At 54.9% G+C, this 17,792-nt stretch carries 17 protein-coding genes and 1 other RNA gene; 13 read left to right on the top strand and 5 right to left on the bottom strand.

Going from position 1 to position 17,792, the window contains the following annotated elements; translation table 11 throughout:
* The first annotated feature begins 144 nt into the window (after positions 1-144).
* From CMO10_RS09855 to CMO10_RS09845, 3 genes are all read left to right on the top strand, one after another.
* Positions 145-915, top strand: coding sequence for a HugZ family pyridoxamine 5'-phosphate oxidase (locus CMO10_RS09855; protein ID WP_297021346.1), 771 nt, complete (start codon positions 145-147; stop codon positions 913-915).
* Between the two features lie 220 nt (positions 916-1,135).
* A complete protein-coding gene (locus CMO10_RS09850) occupies positions 1,136-2,761 on the top strand; it encodes a phosphoenolpyruvate carboxykinase (RefSeq protein ID WP_297021345.1) in 1,626 nt (541 codons plus the stop codon).
* Between the two features lie 175 nt (positions 2,762-2,936).
* A complete protein-coding gene (locus CMO10_RS09845; RefSeq protein ID WP_297021343.1) occupies positions 2,937-3,818 on the top strand; it encodes a substrate-binding periplasmic protein in 882 nt (293 codons plus the stop codon).
* 33 nt (positions 3,819-3,851) lie between these two features.
* On the opposite strand, the gene CMO10_RS09840 is transcribed toward CMO10_RS09845, so the two are convergent.
* A complete protein-coding gene (locus CMO10_RS09840) occupies positions 3,852-5,534 on the bottom strand; it encodes an EAL domain-containing protein (protein WP_297021340.1) in 1,683 nt (560 codons plus the stop codon).
* A gap of 420 nt (positions 5,535-5,954) precedes the next feature.
* On the opposite strand from CMO10_RS09840, the gene CMO10_RS09835 reads away from it, so the two are divergent.
* From CMO10_RS09835 to CMO10_RS09815, 5 genes are all read left to right on the top strand, one after another.
* A complete protein-coding gene (locus CMO10_RS09835; RefSeq protein WP_297021337.1) occupies positions 5,955-6,650 on the top strand; it encodes a pyrimidine 5'-nucleotidase in 696 nt (231 codons plus the stop codon).
* Between the two features lie 232 nt (positions 6,651-6,882).
* Entirely contained in the window at positions 6,883-7,728 is an 846-nt protein-coding gene (gene dapD, locus CMO10_RS09830; RefSeq protein WP_044830207.1) for a 2,3,4,5-tetrahydropyridine-2,6-dicarboxylate N-succinyltransferase, read from the top strand.
* A 101-nt stretch (positions 7,729-7,829) separates the two neighbouring features.
* The gene (dapE, locus tag CMO10_RS09825; RefSeq protein WP_297021334.1) at positions 7,830-8,975 is read left to right on the top strand and encodes a succinyl-diaminopimelate desuccinylase; all 1,146 of its coding nucleotides are present in this window, start codon (positions 7,830-7,832) and stop codon (positions 8,973-8,975) included.
* A 46-nt stretch (positions 8,976-9,021) separates the two neighbouring features.
* A complete protein-coding gene (locus tag CMO10_RS09820) occupies positions 9,022-9,612 on the top strand; it encodes a hypothetical protein (protein WP_297021331.1) in 591 nt (196 codons plus the stop codon).
* A complete protein-coding gene (locus CMO10_RS09815) occupies positions 9,521-10,105 on the top strand; it encodes a 2OG-Fe(II) oxygenase (protein ID WP_297021329.1) in 585 nt (194 codons plus the stop codon). Before CMO10_RS09820 ends, CMO10_RS09815 begins: the two co-directional genes overlap by 92 nt.
* A gap of 17 nt (positions 10,106-10,122) precedes the next feature.
* Here CMO10_RS09815 and CMO10_RS09810 read toward each other — a convergent pair whose 3' ends face one another.
* Positions 10,123-10,824: a TetR/AcrR family transcriptional regulator gene (locus tag CMO10_RS09810; RefSeq protein WP_297021326.1), complete on the bottom strand. Its 702-nt coding sequence runs from the start codon at positions 10,822-10,824 to the stop codon at positions 10,123-10,125.
* A 105-nt stretch (positions 10,825-10,929) separates the two neighbouring features.
* Here CMO10_RS09810 and CMO10_RS09805 point away from each other — a divergent pair, with 105 nt between their 5' ends.
* Positions 10,930-11,598 (top strand): glutathione S-transferase family protein, encoded by a 669-nt coding sequence (locus CMO10_RS09805; protein ID WP_297021325.1) that lies wholly within the window; start codon positions 10,930-10,932, stop codon positions 11,596-11,598.
* Positions 11,599-11,730: 132 nt separating this feature from the next.
* Here the strand turns inward: CMO10_RS09805 and CMO10_RS09800 are convergent, their stop codons facing one another.
* Complete coding sequence (locus tag CMO10_RS09800; RefSeq protein ID WP_297021323.1) at positions 11,731-12,339, bottom strand: glutathione S-transferase family protein; 609 nt, start codon at positions 12,337-12,339, stop codon at positions 11,731-11,733.
* Between the two features lie 156 nt (positions 12,340-12,495).
* Here CMO10_RS09800 and CMO10_RS09795 point away from each other — a divergent pair, with 156 nt between their 5' ends.
* Entirely contained in the window at positions 12,496-13,374 is an 879-nt protein-coding gene (locus CMO10_RS09795; RefSeq protein ID WP_297021320.1) for a LysR family transcriptional regulator, read from the top strand.
* A 57-nt stretch (positions 13,375-13,431) separates the two neighbouring features.
* Positions 13,432-13,800 (top strand): DUF1636 domain-containing protein, encoded by a 369-nt coding sequence (locus CMO10_RS09790; RefSeq protein ID WP_297021318.1) that lies wholly within the window; start codon positions 13,432-13,434, stop codon positions 13,798-13,800.
* A gap of 12 nt (positions 13,801-13,812) precedes the next feature.
* On the opposite strand, the gene CMO10_RS09785 is transcribed toward CMO10_RS09790, so the two are convergent.
* Both CMO10_RS09785 and nudC read right to left on the bottom strand, forming a co-directional pair.
* Positions 13,813-14,613: a substrate-binding periplasmic protein gene (locus CMO10_RS09785; protein WP_297021316.1), complete on the bottom strand. Its 801-nt coding sequence runs from the start codon at positions 14,611-14,613 to the stop codon at positions 13,813-13,815.
* A 109-nt stretch (positions 14,614-14,722) separates the two neighbouring features.
* Positions 14,723-15,649 (bottom strand): NAD(+) diphosphatase, encoded by a 927-nt coding sequence (nudC, locus tag CMO10_RS09780; protein ID WP_297021314.1) that lies wholly within the window; start codon positions 15,647-15,649, stop codon positions 14,723-14,725.
* 189 nt (positions 15,650-15,838) lie between these two features.
* Here nudC and ffs point away from each other — a divergent pair.
* Both ffs and CMO10_RS09770 read left to right on the top strand, forming a co-directional pair.
* An RNA gene (gene ffs / locus CMO10_RS09775) (signal recognition particle sRNA small type) lies at positions 15,839-15,933 on the top strand.
* A gap of 156 nt (positions 15,934-16,089) precedes the next feature.
* Positions 16,090-17,792: DNA polymerase III subunit gamma/tau (locus CMO10_RS09770; protein WP_297021312.1), on the top strand; the 1,703-nt coding region annotated here is incomplete at its 3' end.

Here is a 17,792-nt window from a genome sequence, read left to right as displayed (position 1 = left end):
TACGTACGGTCTGCGCGGGAATTTTCAACCTATAGGGTAATTATATTATGAATTTTGCACGTAAAAACATGCATGGCTGACGTGTGGTTGCATGGTCGTTCGGTTGGCGATATCTCTTGAGAAACACAAGGGATGACCCAAACGATGTCTGAAACAGCTCCGTCCTCATCCGCCCTGCGCCAGATGTTGCGCCGTGCTGCGCGCGGTGTGCTTGCGACCATTGCCCATGATCACAAGCAACTTGGTAACGGATGGCCCACCGCATCCATGGTGGTTCCGGCCTGTGATATTGATGGCACTCCCATCCTGCTGATTTCCGAACTTGCCGATCACACCCGCCACATCACGGCAGACAGCCGCGTTTCCCTTCTGGTGAGCGAGGCAGACCTGATCACAGCACCAGCACCTGATACCGGCATTCAGACCGATACCGCCCGACTGACCGTGTTTGGCGAAGCCAACCGCGTGACCAACCCCGATGATCTGAAACGGGTTCGCCAGCGCTATCTGCAGGGCCATACGGATGCCGCACAGTATGCCGGGTTTGCCGATTTCGGCTTTTACCGGATCAATGTAACGGCAATCTATTGGGTGGGTGGATTTGGCAAACAGCGCCGCCTGTCGGGCGATAAATTCATCCCCGCCGATGTTACGGCATTGACGGATGGCCATGACGGGATCGTCTCGCACATGAATGCCGATCATCTTGATGCCCTGCGTGACATTGTTGGCCACTACACCACAGCCGATGCGGATGCGGGTTGGCAGATGCAATCGATTGATTGCGACGGGATGGTTTTGACCTCTGATGCCTCTGATAGCACCCCGCTTAGAATCGACTTCCCGCGACCGATTATGACTCCGGGTGACGCACGCGATATTTTGGTCGAAATGTGCAAAATTTCGCGCGCATAAGTAGGACCATTTGTATTCCGAACATTAAAGCCGCGACCCTGAAAAGGTAATTTTCGCAAACGCAAAAACTCTTACGTTTTCCTAGGTATTAGGCAAAAGTGGCGGTTGCTTTTAAGACACCTTTGTAACAATATGTCTCAACGCAACGGATTACCCACAATTTGTTGTGTAAAATAGGACATTAACCCCCAGCTCTTTTAATTCCCACCAGGAGAGATTCGTGCTGCAATCAGGACCCGTTGTCAGCCGTGTAGGCCTTGAAACTCATGGCCTCAAAAACCTTGGCGCCGTTCACTGGAACCTTGACGCTGCAGGCCTTTATGAACATGCGATCCGTCGCAACGAAGGTAAAATCGCCAAAGGCGGTGCCTTTGTCGCCCTGACCGGCGAACATACCGGCCGTTCCCCGCTGGATCGCTTCATCGTCGAAGAAGAAAGCACCAAGGCAGATATTGACTGGGGCGATGTAAACCGCCCGGTCAGCCCGGACGTATTTGAGCGCCTGTATCAGAAAGTGCGCGCATATTTCCAGGGCACCGAACTGTTCGTTCAGGATTGCTTTGCCGGTTCCGATCCGCGTTTCCGCCTGCCGGTTCGCGTGATCAACGAAAATGCATGGCATAACCTTTTTGCACGCAACATGTTCATCCAGCCGCAGAAAGAAGAACTGCGCGATTTCGCGCCGGAATTCACCATTCTGCACGCACCTGGCCTTCAGGCCGACCCGGAAGTCGACGGCACCCGCTCCGAAGTCTTCGTCATGGTCAGCTTCGAACGCAAAATGGTCATCATCGGCGGCACCTGGTATGCCGGCGAAATGAAGAAATCGATCTTCTCGGTTCTCAACCACATCCTGCCGGCCAAGGGCGTTATGCCGATGCATTGCTCGGCCAACATGGGCAAGGACGGCGATACCGCCATCTTCTTTGGCCTGTCGGGCACCGGTAAAACCACCCTGTCGGCTGATGCGTCGCGCACCCTTATCGGTGATGACGAACATGGCTGGGGCGAAGACGGCGTCTTTAACTTTGAAGGCGGCTGCTACGCCAAGGTGATCAAGCTTTCCAAAGAAGCCGAACCGGAAATCTTTGCCACCACCGAGCGTTTCGGTACCGTTCTTGAAAACGTTGTGATGAACAAGCAGTCGCGCGAGCTTGACCTCGACGATGCCCGTCACACCGAAAATACCCGTTCTTCCTATCCGATCGAATTCATTCCGAACGCATCGGAAGACGGCCGTGGCAACCATCCGAAAAACATCATCATGCTGACCTGTGATGCGTTTGGTGTTCTGCCGCCGATCGCAAAACTGTCCTCGGCACAGGCGATGTACCACTTCCTGTCGGGTTACACCGCGAAGGTTGCCGGCACCGAAAAAGGTGTCAAGGAACCGACCGCTGCGTTCTCTGCCTGCTTTGGTGCGCCGTTCATGCCGCGTCATCCGTCGGTCTATGCCAAGCTGCTTGGCGAAATGATGGAAAAACACGAAGCCAATTGCTGGCTGGTCAATACCGGCTGGTCCGGTGGCGGCTATGGCGTTGGTTCGCGCATGAAGATTGCCTATACCCGTGGCCTGCTCAATGCGGCGCTGAATGGCGATCTGGAAAGTGCCGAATTCGCAACCGATCCGTTCTTCGGCCTGGCCTATCCGACCGCTTGCGGCGATATCCCGGCAGAAGTTCTGAACCCGCGTGAAAGCTGGAACGACAAGGCTGCCTATGACAAGGCTGCTGCGAACCTGACCGGCCTGTTCGAAAAGAACTTCGCGAAGTTCGAAGAACATGTCACCGACGATGTACGCGAAGCGGCCATCCGCAACAGCGCGGAAGTAAAAGCCGCCGAATAAGCGCCGTATATCTCGGACGTTATCTTGCAAAAGGCCGGTGATAAACACCGGCCTTTTCGTTTTTCGCGCACTGATTGACGTGCACCTGATCGCGATTCAACTCTTACATCCCGCGTAAAACGTGATAGCATATTGATCTCGTTGATTTTTTTGGAATGGTTCGAACACAATCGCTATGAGTTGGGCCGAACGTTCTCAGTATTGTCTTTTGTACCGCGCCGCGATTGACGCGCGCCAAAAGCTGCGCGCAATAGCAACCTTCATCGGCCTGATGATTTGTGCTGTGGTCCTTCTTGCCAATGCCAAATTGGCATCTGCGCAAAACTCTCTATTGCCACCTGCTGGCAACCAGCAGACCGTCACCTTGGCCTGCAATCCCTTCCCGCCGTCAAAGATTGCCGCCAACGCACCGATGCCGGGCTATGACATCGAAGTGCTGCGCGCGGCATTTGCCACCCGCAACATTACCCTGATCACGCCGTTCTATCCTTGGCAGCGGGCCTATTTCCTTGCCCGCACCGGGCAGGTCGACGGGCTTTGTTCGTGCAGCTACCTGCCCGAACGCGAGGAAGATCTTTATTATTCCTATCTGCTGGGTCACGTCCGGGTCGCGTTTTATGCCATCGGCGACGGCGCTCTTGGCGGACTTGAAGAAATTGCAGACGCCAAGAACATGACCATTGGCGTCGTTAATGGCTATAGCCTTGAGGCCAGCGCACGCGAAGCCGGGCTGGATGTCCTGGTTGTGAACAGCGAAGCAACCCTTCTTGATATGCTGCTGTCACGCCGGCTCGATGTTGCGCTGTCCTATAAGGCGCCGATGGATTTTCAGCTACACAAGACGGACCGCAAGATTGGCGGTCGCGAGCTGATCCGATCCAAGGTGATTTCCAACAATCCCTATTTTTCCTGCATCTCGCGCAAGGCCAAGAACCCGAAGGCCCTGATGCGCGAACTTAATGCCGGCCTTGTCGCCATTCGCGAAAGCGGCCTTTATGACCGGATTCTCGCAAGATACGGCGTATCGGGCGATGAAAGCATCCCGTTGCAGGACTGACCCCGCGCCTAAATCGCCTACGCCACTTTGACCCTAGCGCCTTGCGACGGCATCACGCCAATACAGCGTGATATCGGTTTCAGGTTTCCCGAACAGATACCCTTGTGCATAGTCAAATCCGGCCTTTGTGACCAGTTCGCGCATCTTGTCGGTTTCGATCATTTCGGCCACGACCTCTACATCGATGTCGTGACACAGATCGACCAGCGACCGCAGGAAAGCCAACCCCTTGGCCGTCTTGGTCGATTGCCGGATCGATTCCCCGTCGATCTTCACATAATCGATGTCCATCGCACTCAGATAGCGGAAGTTCGACGCACCGGTTCCAAAATCATCAAGGCAGATCTCGACGCCGAATTCACGGAACCGGGTGATCCACTTGGCGGCGGTATCGATATCCTTGATTTCGGCTGTTTCGGTGACCTCGATCATCAACTGTCCGAGCGCATCACGGTTGCGCTCAAAAAGCGCGATCACGGACCGGCAGAAATCCGGGTTTTCCAAGGAATGGCCGGAAACATTCACCGCGACCCGCGCCGTAATTCCCTGATCAAGCTGCGATCGGATCCATTTAAGGTTTCTGCGCAGCATCGCCAGATCAAGTCGGTGGACCATATTTACCTGCTCGGCGAAGTTAACCAGTTCCTGCGTCGGGATCAGTTTGCCGTCATCGTCATAGAACCGGACAAGCACCTCGAAATGGTGGATTTCAGCTGTCGGCAGGCGCACGATCGGCTGATAGACCGTATCAAACTTCAGCTGATCGATCCGCGTGCCGAAGTCCTGCATCGCCGAAAAGGTATTATTGACCAGGTTATCTGCCTGCCCCATCAGGCGCGAAAACGTAAAGCTGTGTTCCTGACGATCACAGAACCGCCGGATGGAATACAAAACCCCGCGCGTAAGATCACCCGGCGGAATAAGTTCGGCGGTAAAATCGGTCACGGTGGAGTTGACTTCGATGCCGACCCCTGCCGGATCGGCATCGCGCACACATTCGGAAATACGTTTTTCAAGTTCGCCAATCGGAACATCCGGGCGATGCAACATCCCAAACTGCTCTTTGCCCAATCGCCCGGCGGTATCACCCGCGACCGAATGCGCACGCAAAAACGCTCCGACACTGGCCATCAGTTCCGCACGCTCGACCTGTTTCATCCGCTCGCAAAGCGGATCAAAGGCATTAAGCGTCATCAGGGTGAATTTATGCTCGGTCCCGGTTTCGCGCTGGGCGACAAGGCGTTCAGTCACGACCTTTGACAGGCTCTCTTCATCCAAAAGTCCCGTCGCATTATCGCGCTGAAGGGTCGCGACAACGTCGGGCGACAGGGCATTGATCGCCACCCGAAGAGCGACAAAGAAATGATCACCAAGATCAGGCAGGAAATAGCCGCTCATGGAAACCGGCGGGCTTAACATGTCGCCCTGCTGGTTAAAGCGGACCTGAATATTGTCCATCCGCCCGCGCCTGCGTGCGACCTGCAGCATCTCGGTCACAAGCGGGCGATATTGCTTTGCCAGGAACTGGGTGAATGATGTCCCCGCAAGGTTTTGCGGACGATGGCCCAAAATCCCGTCTGATGCGCCAGACGCAAAAACAATGCGCAGATCCCCGTCCAGCTCAAGAAGAAGATCCCCCCAAACAAACGCCAATGCCGCAAAACGGTTTCGCTCGTTCCGCAGTTCGGTTGTTCGAGCTTTGATAATTTTATCCAATGCACCCTCTCACGCTGCCCGGATCTAAAAGCGATTTCCCCTTCCCCCGAACATGGAAACCACCCTGATTGCCTTAATGGCTTTTGGTCATTTTCACCGTTTCTGCTTAACAATGGTTTTACAGACCACATATTTCCTATGCGGACGGATAAGACCACCCCTACCTGACGTCCAAGTCCAGCATCAGGCACCCTTTTGCAGTCTCCTGGTGCAAAAGCCCTCATATATGTTTGGTCTTGTTGGGATTTTTAAACCCCCGGGCCGGTTTTGGCCGCAATCGGGTCTCGGCCACAAAAATCAAATGACCACGGGTTCACCCCTGATTGATCCTGATGGTTTGCAAGAACGTAAGGATCGCTTACAACTGTCGGCGCGCTGGCGCGTCCGTCCACCCATGCATATTCCGGAAGGCCCTTGATCATGACCACCGCTCCGAAACATTCAGCAGCACTGCCCCGCGTTGATAATGACAGCGTGCTGATCTTTGATCTCGACAACACGCTTTATCCGGCGGCCTGCAATCTTTTTTCACAGGTTTCCGATCTGATCGGGCAATATGTTCGCGACGCGCTAAAGCTTGAGGCCGGTGAAGCCTATCGGGTGCAAAAGGACTATTTCCATCGCTATGGCACTACCTTGCGCGGCCTGATGACCGAACATGAAGTCGATCCGGCCGATTACCTCGCCAAGGTCCATGATATTGATCTTTCCGTGGTCGATCCGGCGCCGGATCTTGCCCGCGCACTTGATGATCTGCCGTGCCGCAAGCTGATCTTTACCAATGCTTCGCGCGGCCATGCTGAACGGGTGATGGATCGCCTCGGCATTGCCAATCACTTCGAAACCATCTTTGACATTGTCGATGCCGACTACATCCCCAAGCCCAAGCAGGAACCATATGACCTGCTGCTGGCACGCGATGGCATCGATCCGACCCGTGCGGTCTATTTCGAAGACATGGCCAAAAACCTGCTGCCGGCCAAGGACATGGGCATGACCACCGTCTGGGTTCATACCGATGTCGACTGGGCGCAGGATGGCCGTGATGATCCGCGTATTGATCATGAAACCGATGATCTGGTCGGTTTCCTGCGCGGACTTTCGAGCGGCGCGTAAGCTGGAATGCCTGCAAACAGCCATTTTGTCATCGTTCCAGGATTGAGCTTGGCCCCGTGATCGGCTATTTCTATCACGCCCATGGGACGGGATAGGTGGGCAGGACAAGGATCGGGAACGGAAATCTGCCTGAAACAGGCGTTTCTACGTAAACTGGCGGAGTTGACTTCAAGGTCGGGTTTGACCATTCTCCGCCGACGCAATTTTGGCTGACCGCAAGGACCTTCGAAAAATGAACAGAACCGAGCTTGAAGGCGTGATCAACGTCGCCTGGGAAAACCGCGACGAAATCAACTCCTCCACCCAGGGTGAAATCCGCAAGGCTGTTGAACAGACGCTTGGCGCCATGGATTCCGGCGAACTGCGTGTTGCCGAAAAAACCGACGGCAAATGGGTTGTCAATCAGTGGGCCAAAAAGGCGGTTCTGCTGTCTTTCCGTCTCAATGACATGACCACCATTGCAGGCGGTCCGGGCGAAAACACCAACTGGTGGGACAAGGTTCCGTCCAAGTTCGAAGGTTGGGGCGAAGCCGAGTTCAAAACTGCTGGCTTCCGCGCCGTTCCGGGCAGCATCGTGCGCCGTTCGGCCTATGTCGCACCGGGCACCGTTTTGATGCCGTCCTTTGTTAACCTTGGCGCTTATGTTGATACCGGCGTGATGGTCGATACCTGGGCCACGGTTGGATCCTGCGCACAGATCGGCAAAAACGTTCACCTTTCGGGTGGTGCGGGTATCGGTGGCGTGCTTGAGCCGCTTCAGGCCGGCCCGGTCATCATCGAAGACAATGCCTTCATCGGTGCCCGTTCGGAAATCGTCGAAGGTGTGATTGTCGAAGAAGGTGCCGTGATTTCCATGGGTGTCTTCATCGGCGCATCGACCAAAATCATCGACCGCACCACCGGCGAGACCTTTGTTGGTCGCGTTCCAGCATACTCGGTCGTCGTACCGGGCAGCATTCCGGGCAAGCCGCTTCCGGATGGAACGCCTGGCCCGAGCCTGTATTGCGCGGTCATCATCAAACGCGTTGATGAAAAGACCCGCTCGAAAACCTCGATCAACGAACTGCTGCGTGACTGATTTCTGTCACCGCACTTCGCAATGATTTATAAGGGGCAAAACGGCCAGTCCGTTTTGCCCTTTTCCGCATTTTCCGACCGCTTACAAATACGAGACCGCCAATGTCGACCGCGCTTGAACTTGCACAATCCCTGATCCGCTGCCCGTCGGTCACCCCGGCTGATGAAGGCGCGCTTGATGTGTTGCAAAATGCGCTTGAGGCCCGCGGCTTTGACTGTACGCGCAAGGTCTTTGAAGGTGATGGCAGTGACGCCATCGACAATCTGTATGCCCGTCTTGGCACCAAGGGTCGCAATTTCTGCTTTGCCGGCCATACCGACGTTGTACCTGCCGGCGACGTTGCCGCGTGGACCGTCGATCCATTCGGAGGCGAGGTCATTGATGGTCGCCTGTTTGGCCGCGGTGCAGTGGATATGAAAACCGGCATTGCCTGCTTTGTCGGCGGGGTTGATGCATTTCTTGCCGCCCATCCGGATTTCGATGAGTCGATCTCGTTCCTGATCACCGGTGACGAAGAAGCCGATGCGATTAACGGCACCGTCAAACTTGTCGACTGGTGTGATCAGCAGGGCGAAAAATTCGATGCCTGTCTGGTCGGCGAGCCAACCAACCCGAAATACCTTGGCGAGATGATGAAGGTCGGACGTCGCGGTTCCATTACCGGCTGGCTGACGGTTTATGGCGCACAGGGTCACGTCGCCTATCCGCATCTGGCCGACAATCCGGTCCCGCGCATGATCAAGACGCTTGATGTTCTGAATTCGCGCGAGCTTGATCAGGGGACCGAGCATTTCCAGCCGAGCAACCTTGAAATCACCACGGTTGATGCCGGAAATGCCGCAACAAACGTCGTTCCGGCCAAGGTCAGTGCGGCCTTTAACATCCGCTTTAATGATCAGCACACGGGTGCGGATCTTAAAAAATGGATTGAGGATGTCTGTGCCGAGCATGCCGGTGCGCATGATCTCAAGGTCAAGATTTCCGGCGAAGCATTTCTGTCCAATCCGGGCAAGCTCGCCAATCTGATTGCCGATGCCTCGGAAAAAGTCACCGGTAAACGCCCGGAAATGAGCACGACCGGCGGCACGTCAGACGCACGCTTCATTCAGAAATACACAGAGGTCGCCGAGTTCGGCCTGGTCGGGCAAAGCATGCACAAGGTCGACGAACACGCCATGGTCGATGACATCGAAAACCTCACCAGAATTTACAGCGAAATTTTGTCCGGTTACTTTGCAACATCGTGATCTAAAACGACCCGCTTCCCTTTTCTGATTTTCAGGATTTTCGGACATGACCGGTTCATCGCAAAAGGCTCCAAACATCAGAACCCTCGATTTGGGCGATTTTGTCCCAAAGATCGTTCTGCCCAACACTGCTGGCGAAGGTGTTGATCTGACTTCTCAACTCATTGCCGGAAACACCTTGGCACTGTGGTTGTTTGATGAAAAACCGGGCAAAGCAGATTGGCAACGCATTGATGAGCTTCGCGATGCCACTGTGGATGCAGAATTGCTCCATTTTACGATCATCGGAGGAAAGAAGTCCCCAAAGAAGTCTGGCAAGACAAGCACGAAAGCAACCGAACTATATGATGCTGAAAACAATCTCCGCAAAATGTTCGGGTGCAACGGTAGTAATGTCATTCTGATTGACCCCAACCACCGCCTGAGCACGATTGGGTCGATGCAAGACATCGACAGCCTTGTTGCGACTTGCAACGCAATTGCGACACAAACCTCGCCGACACCAGCGTCCTATCAGGCACCGGTTCTTGTGATGAAGGATGTCCTTGAGCCAGAACTTTGCGCTGATTTTACTCAATTACTGGGAAGCTGGCGAAAAGAAGGCCGATGGCGTATCACAAGGCGATGTTGGCAGTAACATTGCCAAGGCAAACATCAAGAAGCGAAATGACGTTGTTCTGCTCGATGAAACACTCTTTAACCGCGTCAAAGAGCGGCTTCTCACCCGCTTGTTGCCGGAGCTTATGAAGGTCTTCCACTTCAAAACCGCAAGCATGGAAGCTCTGCGTATTGGCTGTTACGACTCAGCCAATCAGGGGCATTTTGGTCGTCACCGGGACAACCGTACGGCCTTCACTGCCCATCGCAGGTTTGCGGTATCTCTCAATCTAAATCCCATCGATTATGAAGGGGGCCAAGTTCGCTTTCCCGAGTATGGCCGCGCTGTTTACGCACCTCCTCCTGGCGGAGCTGTAGTCTTTTCATGTTCGCTTTTGCATGAGGCTCTGCCCGTTACAAAAGGGCAGCGGTTTGCCATGTTTACCTTCTTGACTGACGAAGCCGGTGCACTTGCCGAGCGCAAGATGATGGCGGAGCGTCAAAAACAGATCACACCACTTTCAATGAAATAGCCATCCGGCACATGAACTTAAGAAGCGGATGCCGCTTCGGATCGCATTCCACGGAAAAGCGGAACGCTCTCTCGCGTAGCAGTCAAAATATTTCCGGCCGTTTCTTCGTCGACTGCCCGGCTCAGGACAACGGCCCCAACCATCATTGCCAACATTGATGTGGCTTCTGCCACGTACGTCTTCGAAATACTGGCTACACGGGCATCACCTTCAATGCCTGTATACCCATCTTCCTTGGCAAGTTTCCGGGCCAATCCATCTGATGCTTGCTCAATAAGCTTGGAAAAGGCGGCACGGGCCTGATCGCCAGAACGCGATACTTCGGCAGATAAGGTCGGCAAGGCACAGCCAAGATCGGGGTTTTCGATATGAACCTTCGACAGGTAAAGCTCGGCAAAGGATGTCACCCAATCCTTGCCCTGTTTCTCGGCCTTGCGCAGTTTCGCCAGCACCGGCGATGACAAAAGCGACATGCCGTTTTCAACACAGGCAACAAACAGGTCTTCCTTGTTTTTGAAATGCGCGTAAAACCCGCCGCGCGTCAGCCCGGCAGCCGACATCACCTGATCAATCGTGACATTTTCAAAGCCGTATTTTTTAAAAAGCGCACTCGCCGCATTCACGATGCGAATACGGGTTTTGGCTTTGTGCGTCGGTGCATAGGGCATTTCGAACTCCATCACGTCTTCAAGCGTCGGGTTGGGCAACCAAGCCAACATGACACATCCTGATAATATGTTCTTGAACATATTATGGATGCCGCAATCCTGTCTGCAAGTACACGTCGTCACAACAAACTCACGTCGTAACAAAGGGGCCTTGCCATGTCGGATGTCACAATCATCGGAATGCCACGCAGCAGCCTGACCCGCACGGTGCGTATCGCCTGCCTTGAAAAGGAAATCGCCTTTGACTTCAGCAGCCGGAATGTCCAACCACCCGGCCATCCGCCAACGCATGAGCTTTTGCACAACAATCCGTTCGGCAAGGTGCCGGTCCTGACCCATGGACCCTTTGTTCTGTATGAAACTGCTGCCATCTGCCGCTATATCGATGATAACTTCCCGGGACCACTCCTGCGCCCGGTAAGTGCTCAAAAGGTTGCGCGCATGAACCAGTGGATCAGCCTTGCGATGACTAGGCTCGATCAGGACATCATCCGTAATTTCGTCATTCCGATGGTCTTTGCCGAAGACGCCACACGTCATGATCCGGGCTTTGCCATCCACATGAACAAGATGGCCGATCACATCCGCTATGACCTGCAGGTCTTGAACACGGCCTATGCCGATGGCTGGCTTTTTGGCGACCGTTTCACCATCCCCGACATGATGATCATGCCGATGATCCATTATTTGGGTGCAATGCCCGGCGGGGCGGGAATGCTGGCTGACGCCCCCCATATCGAAAGCGCCTTTGCGCGCTTCAAGGCGCGCAGTTCAGCCGCCCAGACCGATCCGCTTTTGCCCGAAAAGCTTCTGAAAACGGCCTAAGCCACGTACCGCCACCCTGACATTCCCCTTAGTCATGTCAGGGTACTCAGCCACCACAGGCGGGGAAACCCTTCCCCGACTTCCCCCGACCTTGGGCGAAATCCCTGTTTGTGGTGGCTGCTTTTTTTAGTTTTACGGCGTCCAGGTGATCGGAACGTAGCCCGGCACAACAGAGAACCGATCAAGCCACGCACGAATGCCCGGATAAGGCTGAAGGCTGATTTTGCCAAGTTCGGCCCGGTGCGTGTAGGCATAAAGCGAGATATCGGCAATGGTCAGTGACTCACCCACCAGCCAGTTATGACCTGAAAGACGCTTTTCCATCAGATCAAGCGCACGCTTGGCACCTGCCTGCTTCATCGGCTCCAGAATATCGGCATGTTCGGGCAGGCCTTTGATCTCATACCAGGAAATCAGAACGGCAACGTTCGGTTCATGGTCATACTGTTCAAAGAACAACCAGCTCATCATATCGGCCCGCTCATAGGCATCCTCGGGGATGAAATTGGTGCCTTCGGCCAGATAGATCAGGATGGCGTTGCTTTCAGCCAAGCTCCTGCCGTCATCAAGGACAAGTGCCGGGATTTTGCCGTTCGGGTTGACCCTTTCAAGGTATTCCGGCGTGCGGGTTTCGCCCTTCATGATGTCACGTTCGATATATTCGAACTTTTGACCCAACATCGAAAGCATCAAACGGACTTTATAGCCGTTCCCCGACATCAAATAGTCATTCAAAATCATTGTGATAATCCTTGTGGCACATGCGTTGAGAACACTCGTTAACTGCATTGGCCGGCCGGGTTTGATATTTGCCGCTGGATCGCCATCCGACAATCGAATAGTTTTGACCTTATTGTTCAACTTTCTTGATCAAATTTTCTGATCAAAGGAGAAGCCATGGATTCCGACCTGCTCAGAAGCTTCGTCGCCTTTGCCGAATGCGGCAGCTTCAACCGTGCAGCCGACCGCATTGGCCGCACGCCATCGGCTTTCTCCATGCAGATGAAACGCCTTGAAGAACTGGTTGATAACAAGCTGTTTGAACGTGATGGCCGCAATGTCCAACTGACCCACGAAGGCATCACCTTTGTCGGCTATGCCCGACGGATTCTGAGCCTGACGGACGAGGCAATGGGACAGTTGCGCTCCCAGGAAGCCACCCGCCCGATCCGCATCGGCTGCCCGGATGATTACGCGCAAAAGATTTTGCCAATTGTTCTGCGCGCCATCAGTGCCGTGCATCCAAGCGCGCGCTTTTTTGTCTCGGTCAACCCGACCATCCTTTTGCGCCGGATGCTTGATCAGGGCGAACTGGATCTGTCGATCATCAGCCGGTCGGAAAAGGGCGAAGAGGGTTATTTTCTGCGCCACGAACCGGGTGTCTGGGTGACATCACCAATCCATAATCAGCACCATCTCGATCCCCTGCCGCTTGTGCTTCCGGCCGAGGATTGCAAATTCCATGCATGGGCAATTGATGCCTTTTCGAAATCCAATCGCGCGTTCAATCTTTATGCCACCTCGCGCCAGGCCGCCTCGATGCTTCATCTGGTGCGGGATGGATTGGGGGTTGCCGCCCTTGCCGCGGCCAGCGTAACGGATGAGTTTAAAATCCTGGATGCCCGTGATGGCTTCCCGCCACTGCCTGCGGTCGGTGTTGCGGTGATGCTCGCCGATGATGCGCATCCGCTGGTCAATCGCCAGCTTGCCAGTGCCATTCAGAAATATGTCGCCCATCAATTTGATGATGACTTGACCAAACCGGCTGCAAGCTGATTGGATGCGCACCCCGCATCGTTACAAAGCCAACTTATCCCGGATAGACCCAAGCGCATGACGACCAAGCCACGCCTGAACATTTGCACCACCTGCACAGCCTCAAACGCCGACGCGCCAAGCGACCCCAGGCATGGGCAGACGCTTTTTGATCGCATGCAGGAACTTTGTGCCACGCGTGACCTGCCGTTTGATCTCAAGCCGGTTGAATGTCTGACCAATTGCAAGTCGGGCTGTTCCGTGGCGCTGAATGGATCGGGCAAATGGGGATATGTTTACGGCAATGTCGATCCCGAAAGTATGATCGAGGATCTCTGCGAACTGGCATCCAAATATGCCGAAAGTGACAAGGGAATTGTTGCCTGGCGTGAACGCCCCGATACCCTGCGCCGCAATGTCATCGCCCGCATCCCGCCAATGGACTAATCCACTACTGGCTTAGCGCGAAACGCCCCGATGAAGCTGCTGCCACAGGCGTTCAACTTCGCCGTCCTCGTGCAGCTCGGCAATCAGCTGGTTGAACCGCTCAAGCGAGATGGCGGAATTATCCGACAGCACAGAAACCAGATCGTAGGTGGCATCTGGTTGTGACGCGATGGTTACGCGGTCGCGGACGTCCGGATTGGTGCCGAACTCAAGGGCCAGAAAACCTGCCGACACGACACCGATCGGCGCTTCACCGGCAAGCAGTCCATCGAGGACTTCCTTTTCGTTATAGCGCAGCAAAACGTCAAAGTTGCTGCGCATGTATTCCGGATCGGCGTTGAAACCGGCAAAGCCGTAATGGAAACCCAGCACACATAACATCGGATAGCTGGTGACATCGGAAAACCGCATGTCGGCATCACCGCGCCCGGCAAGGGTCAGATAAAGATCCTGTTCCTGAACAATCGGATCCGAGAACAGAACATCAAGCTCTTCCCATTCCCATTTCGAACTTTCAAGCAAGACAAGATCAACCTCGCCATTGGTCACCGACCGATATCGGCGGCGCGATGAGGTTTCGACAAGCTCAAAGGCATATTCATCCTGGGAGTCGTTCAAAAGCCTGATCAGACTTGGAACCATGCCGCTGGGTCGGCCATCATCAAAGAAATAGACCACGCCATATTCATAGGCGCCGACCTTGACGGGGACCCGTTCCTGGCCCTGCGCGGTGCTGATGGCAAACAGGACGGTCAGCACACCAAGAACAATGCCGGCTAAAAGCCCATCACGTATGAAACGTATTCTCGCCAAAGCACTTTCCCGACATTCGACCGCACAGCGCACTAAAGAAACACGACCTCACCAGAACGGTGAGTAGGACGCGCCCTTTATTATACACTTTACTAAACTATACGCTTAACTATATGCGGCCCGCGCACCAGTTTTCCAGCAGGAAGCGGGCAATTGATATCGGTCGCGGCAAATTAATGCCTTTTTCGGGCAGGCTCGGTACATCATCGCGATGCACCCACATGGCAAATTCGATCTCGTCATTATCGGGCATAAGCTCGGTGGTTTCCGCCTCGGCAATGAAACCCAGCATCAATGACCCCGGAAACGGCCAAGGCTGGGATGCGACATATTGCGGCCGTTTGATCTTGATCCCGACTTCTTCATAGACTTCACGCGCAACCGCCTGTTCAAGGGTTTCACCCGGCTCGACAAAGCCCGCCAGAACCGACACCATCCCCGGCAGGAATTGCGGCGAACGCGCCAACAGAACGTGATCCTGATGATGGATCAACATGATGACGGCCGGATCCGTACGCGGGAAATGCGATTTGCCACAATCGGGGTTACTGCATTGCAGGCGATATCCTGCCTCCGCCACCATATTGGGATGGCCGCAGGCCCCACAGAACTGATGCCCCTGATGCCAATGGAAAATTGCGCGCGCCTGCGCGGCAAGGGCCGCCTCATCGACCGAAAGATTGGCCATGCGGGTACGCATGTCGCCAAACCCGCCGCCCAGTCTGCGCACGGCATCGTCACGATCGGAAACCACCGGCGCGACATCGACCGCAATCACCGGTCCACCTTCATCGCGGCCAAGATAAATCCACTGCCCACCATGCAGATCAACATCCAGATGCGGAACGGCCGGGGCACCCAGCACCACAAGTTCATGGGCATCCATGTCCTCTGGCCATGCAAATAGCGGATCGCCCGCATGACAGATCAGGATGCGCAGCGACTCCTCGGCCAATAGAACCTGTTGCCAGTCTTCGCGCTTGCGCAAGCCAGCGTCGCGATCAAGATCAACGGATTCATAAAATAGCCTGTTCATGGCAGTGGTTTTCCCAAAATTCTTTTTGGCAAATATCGGCCAAACCCATGGGATCGCCGATATTTCCTGTGGTGACGGAAGACGACATTAACGCGCGCACAGGCCAGCCAAAAGCCACGATTGCTTGATCACAGAAAAAATCCCAGCCAACGCTTGCGTTCTAGCGATCTTTGCGCGATATAGGGGGCGAGAGGCTGGCAGTGGACGGACCGCTCGCCAACCCGGTCAGGACCGGAAGGTAGCAGCCGTAACGAGTTTTTCCGGGTCGCTGTTCAGTCTCTCACCCTTTCATTTCTCCCATTGAAATCGCTGATATTTGCCATGCCCCTGACATTCGCGGGCAGATGGTTTTTTGTATGGGAAATTTCCCACTTGGCCTTTCCCATACGGTCGCGAAGCTGCTAAAACCAATGAGAATTAAAACAATCCGGACCGGATGAATGAGCGATCAGATCGAGACCGCGAGCGAAACTGCGCCAGAAGGTGAGACACCGTCAGCCAAGTCAGCTAACGTTGCGGAAACAACCGCACCCGTCGCCACCCCAGAACCCGAAGCCAAAAGCGAATATCAGGTTCTTGCGCGCAAATACCGCCCGAAATCCTTTGATGAACTGATCGGCCATGGGCCGATGGTCAAGACGCTGTCAAACGCGCTTGAAAGCGGCCGGTTGGCACATGCCTTCATCCTGACCGGGGTGCGCGGGATTGGTAAAACCACGACTGCGCGTATCATTGCGCGCGCGCTGAATTGCATTGGCGTCGATGGCAATGGCGGCCCGACGATCGAGCCGTGCGGCGTGTGTGAACATTGCCGCGCAATCGCAGAAGATCGCCATGTTGATGTACTGGAAATGGATGCGGCGTCACGCACCGGTGTTGATGACATTCGCGAACTGATCGAAGGCGTGCGTTATCGCCCGACCTCGGCACGCTACAAGATCTACATCATCGATGAAGTGCACATGCTTTCGAAAAGTGCGTTCAACGCGCTGCTCAAGACGCTTGAAGAACCGCCAGAGCATGTGAAATTCATCTTTGCCACCACCGAAATCCGCAAAATTCCGATCACGGTCCTGTCGCGTTGTCAGCGCTTTGACCTGCGTCGCGTGCAAACCGACGAACTGGCCGCCCACTATACCCGGATCGCTGGGCTCGAAAATGCCGAGATCGAAGAAGAAGCCGTTACCCTGATCGCGCGTGCCGCTGATGGATCGGTCCGTGATGGCATGAGCCTGCTTGATCAGGCGATCTCGCATGGTGCTGGCAAGGTCACGACCCAGCAAGTGCGTGACATGCTCGGCCTTTCGGACCGCTCACGGATTTTCGATCTGTTTGATTTCACCATGAAGGGCGAAATCAACGAGGCCCTTGAACTTTTGGGCGCACAATATGCTCTTGGCGGTGACCCGCCCGTCATGCTGCAGGATATGCTTGATCTGACCCATTGGCTGACCCGTGTGAAGCTCTCACCCGATGCTGCCAATGATCCCGGCGTGTCGCAGATCGAGCGCGAACGCGGCAAGGAAATCGCAGCCAAGCTTGCCATGCCGCAATTGACCCGCGCCTGGCAGATGCTGCTTAAGGGCCTTGAGGAAACGCGCATTGCGCCGTCCCCCATTCAGGCCGCTGAAATGATCCTGATCCGTCTGGCCTATGCTGCGGAAATGCCGCCACCGGGCGATCTGATCAAGAAGCTCCGTCAGGACATGAACAATGCCGGCAATGGCGGCGGCGCGCCTCAAGGCGGCGGCAATGGCGGCGGTGGCCCCGGCCCGCGCATGCAGGTGGTTAATGGCGGCGGTGCATCCGCCGTCGCACAGCGCCGCCCGGACCCGCTTGGCGAACCCGAACAGGTCGAACAACCTGTTTATGCCAAGATGCCCGAAACGTTCGAAGAAGTTGCCGAACTGCTGGGCAAGGACCGCGAAACCACCGGTCTTGCCATGCAGGTCAAAAACTATATGCATCTGGTAAAGTATGAACCGGGTCGCATCGAATTTCGCCCTGCACGCGGGGCCGGGTCGGACCTTTCGACCAAACTGATCAAGACGCTCAATGGCCTGACAGGTCATCGCTGGCTGGTCAGCGTGTCGGAGCGCGAAGAAGGGGCACCGACCCTTAAGGAACAGGAACTTGAAGCCCT

Source organism: Thalassospira sp., assembly GCF_002709775.1.
In the GTDB taxonomy this organism is placed as follows: domain Bacteria; phylum Pseudomonadota; class Alphaproteobacteria; order Rhodospirillales; family Thalassospiraceae; genus Thalassospira.
The sequence above is the reverse complement of the archived record's forward strand: the minus strand, read 5'-3'. Positions and strand labels throughout refer to the sequence as shown.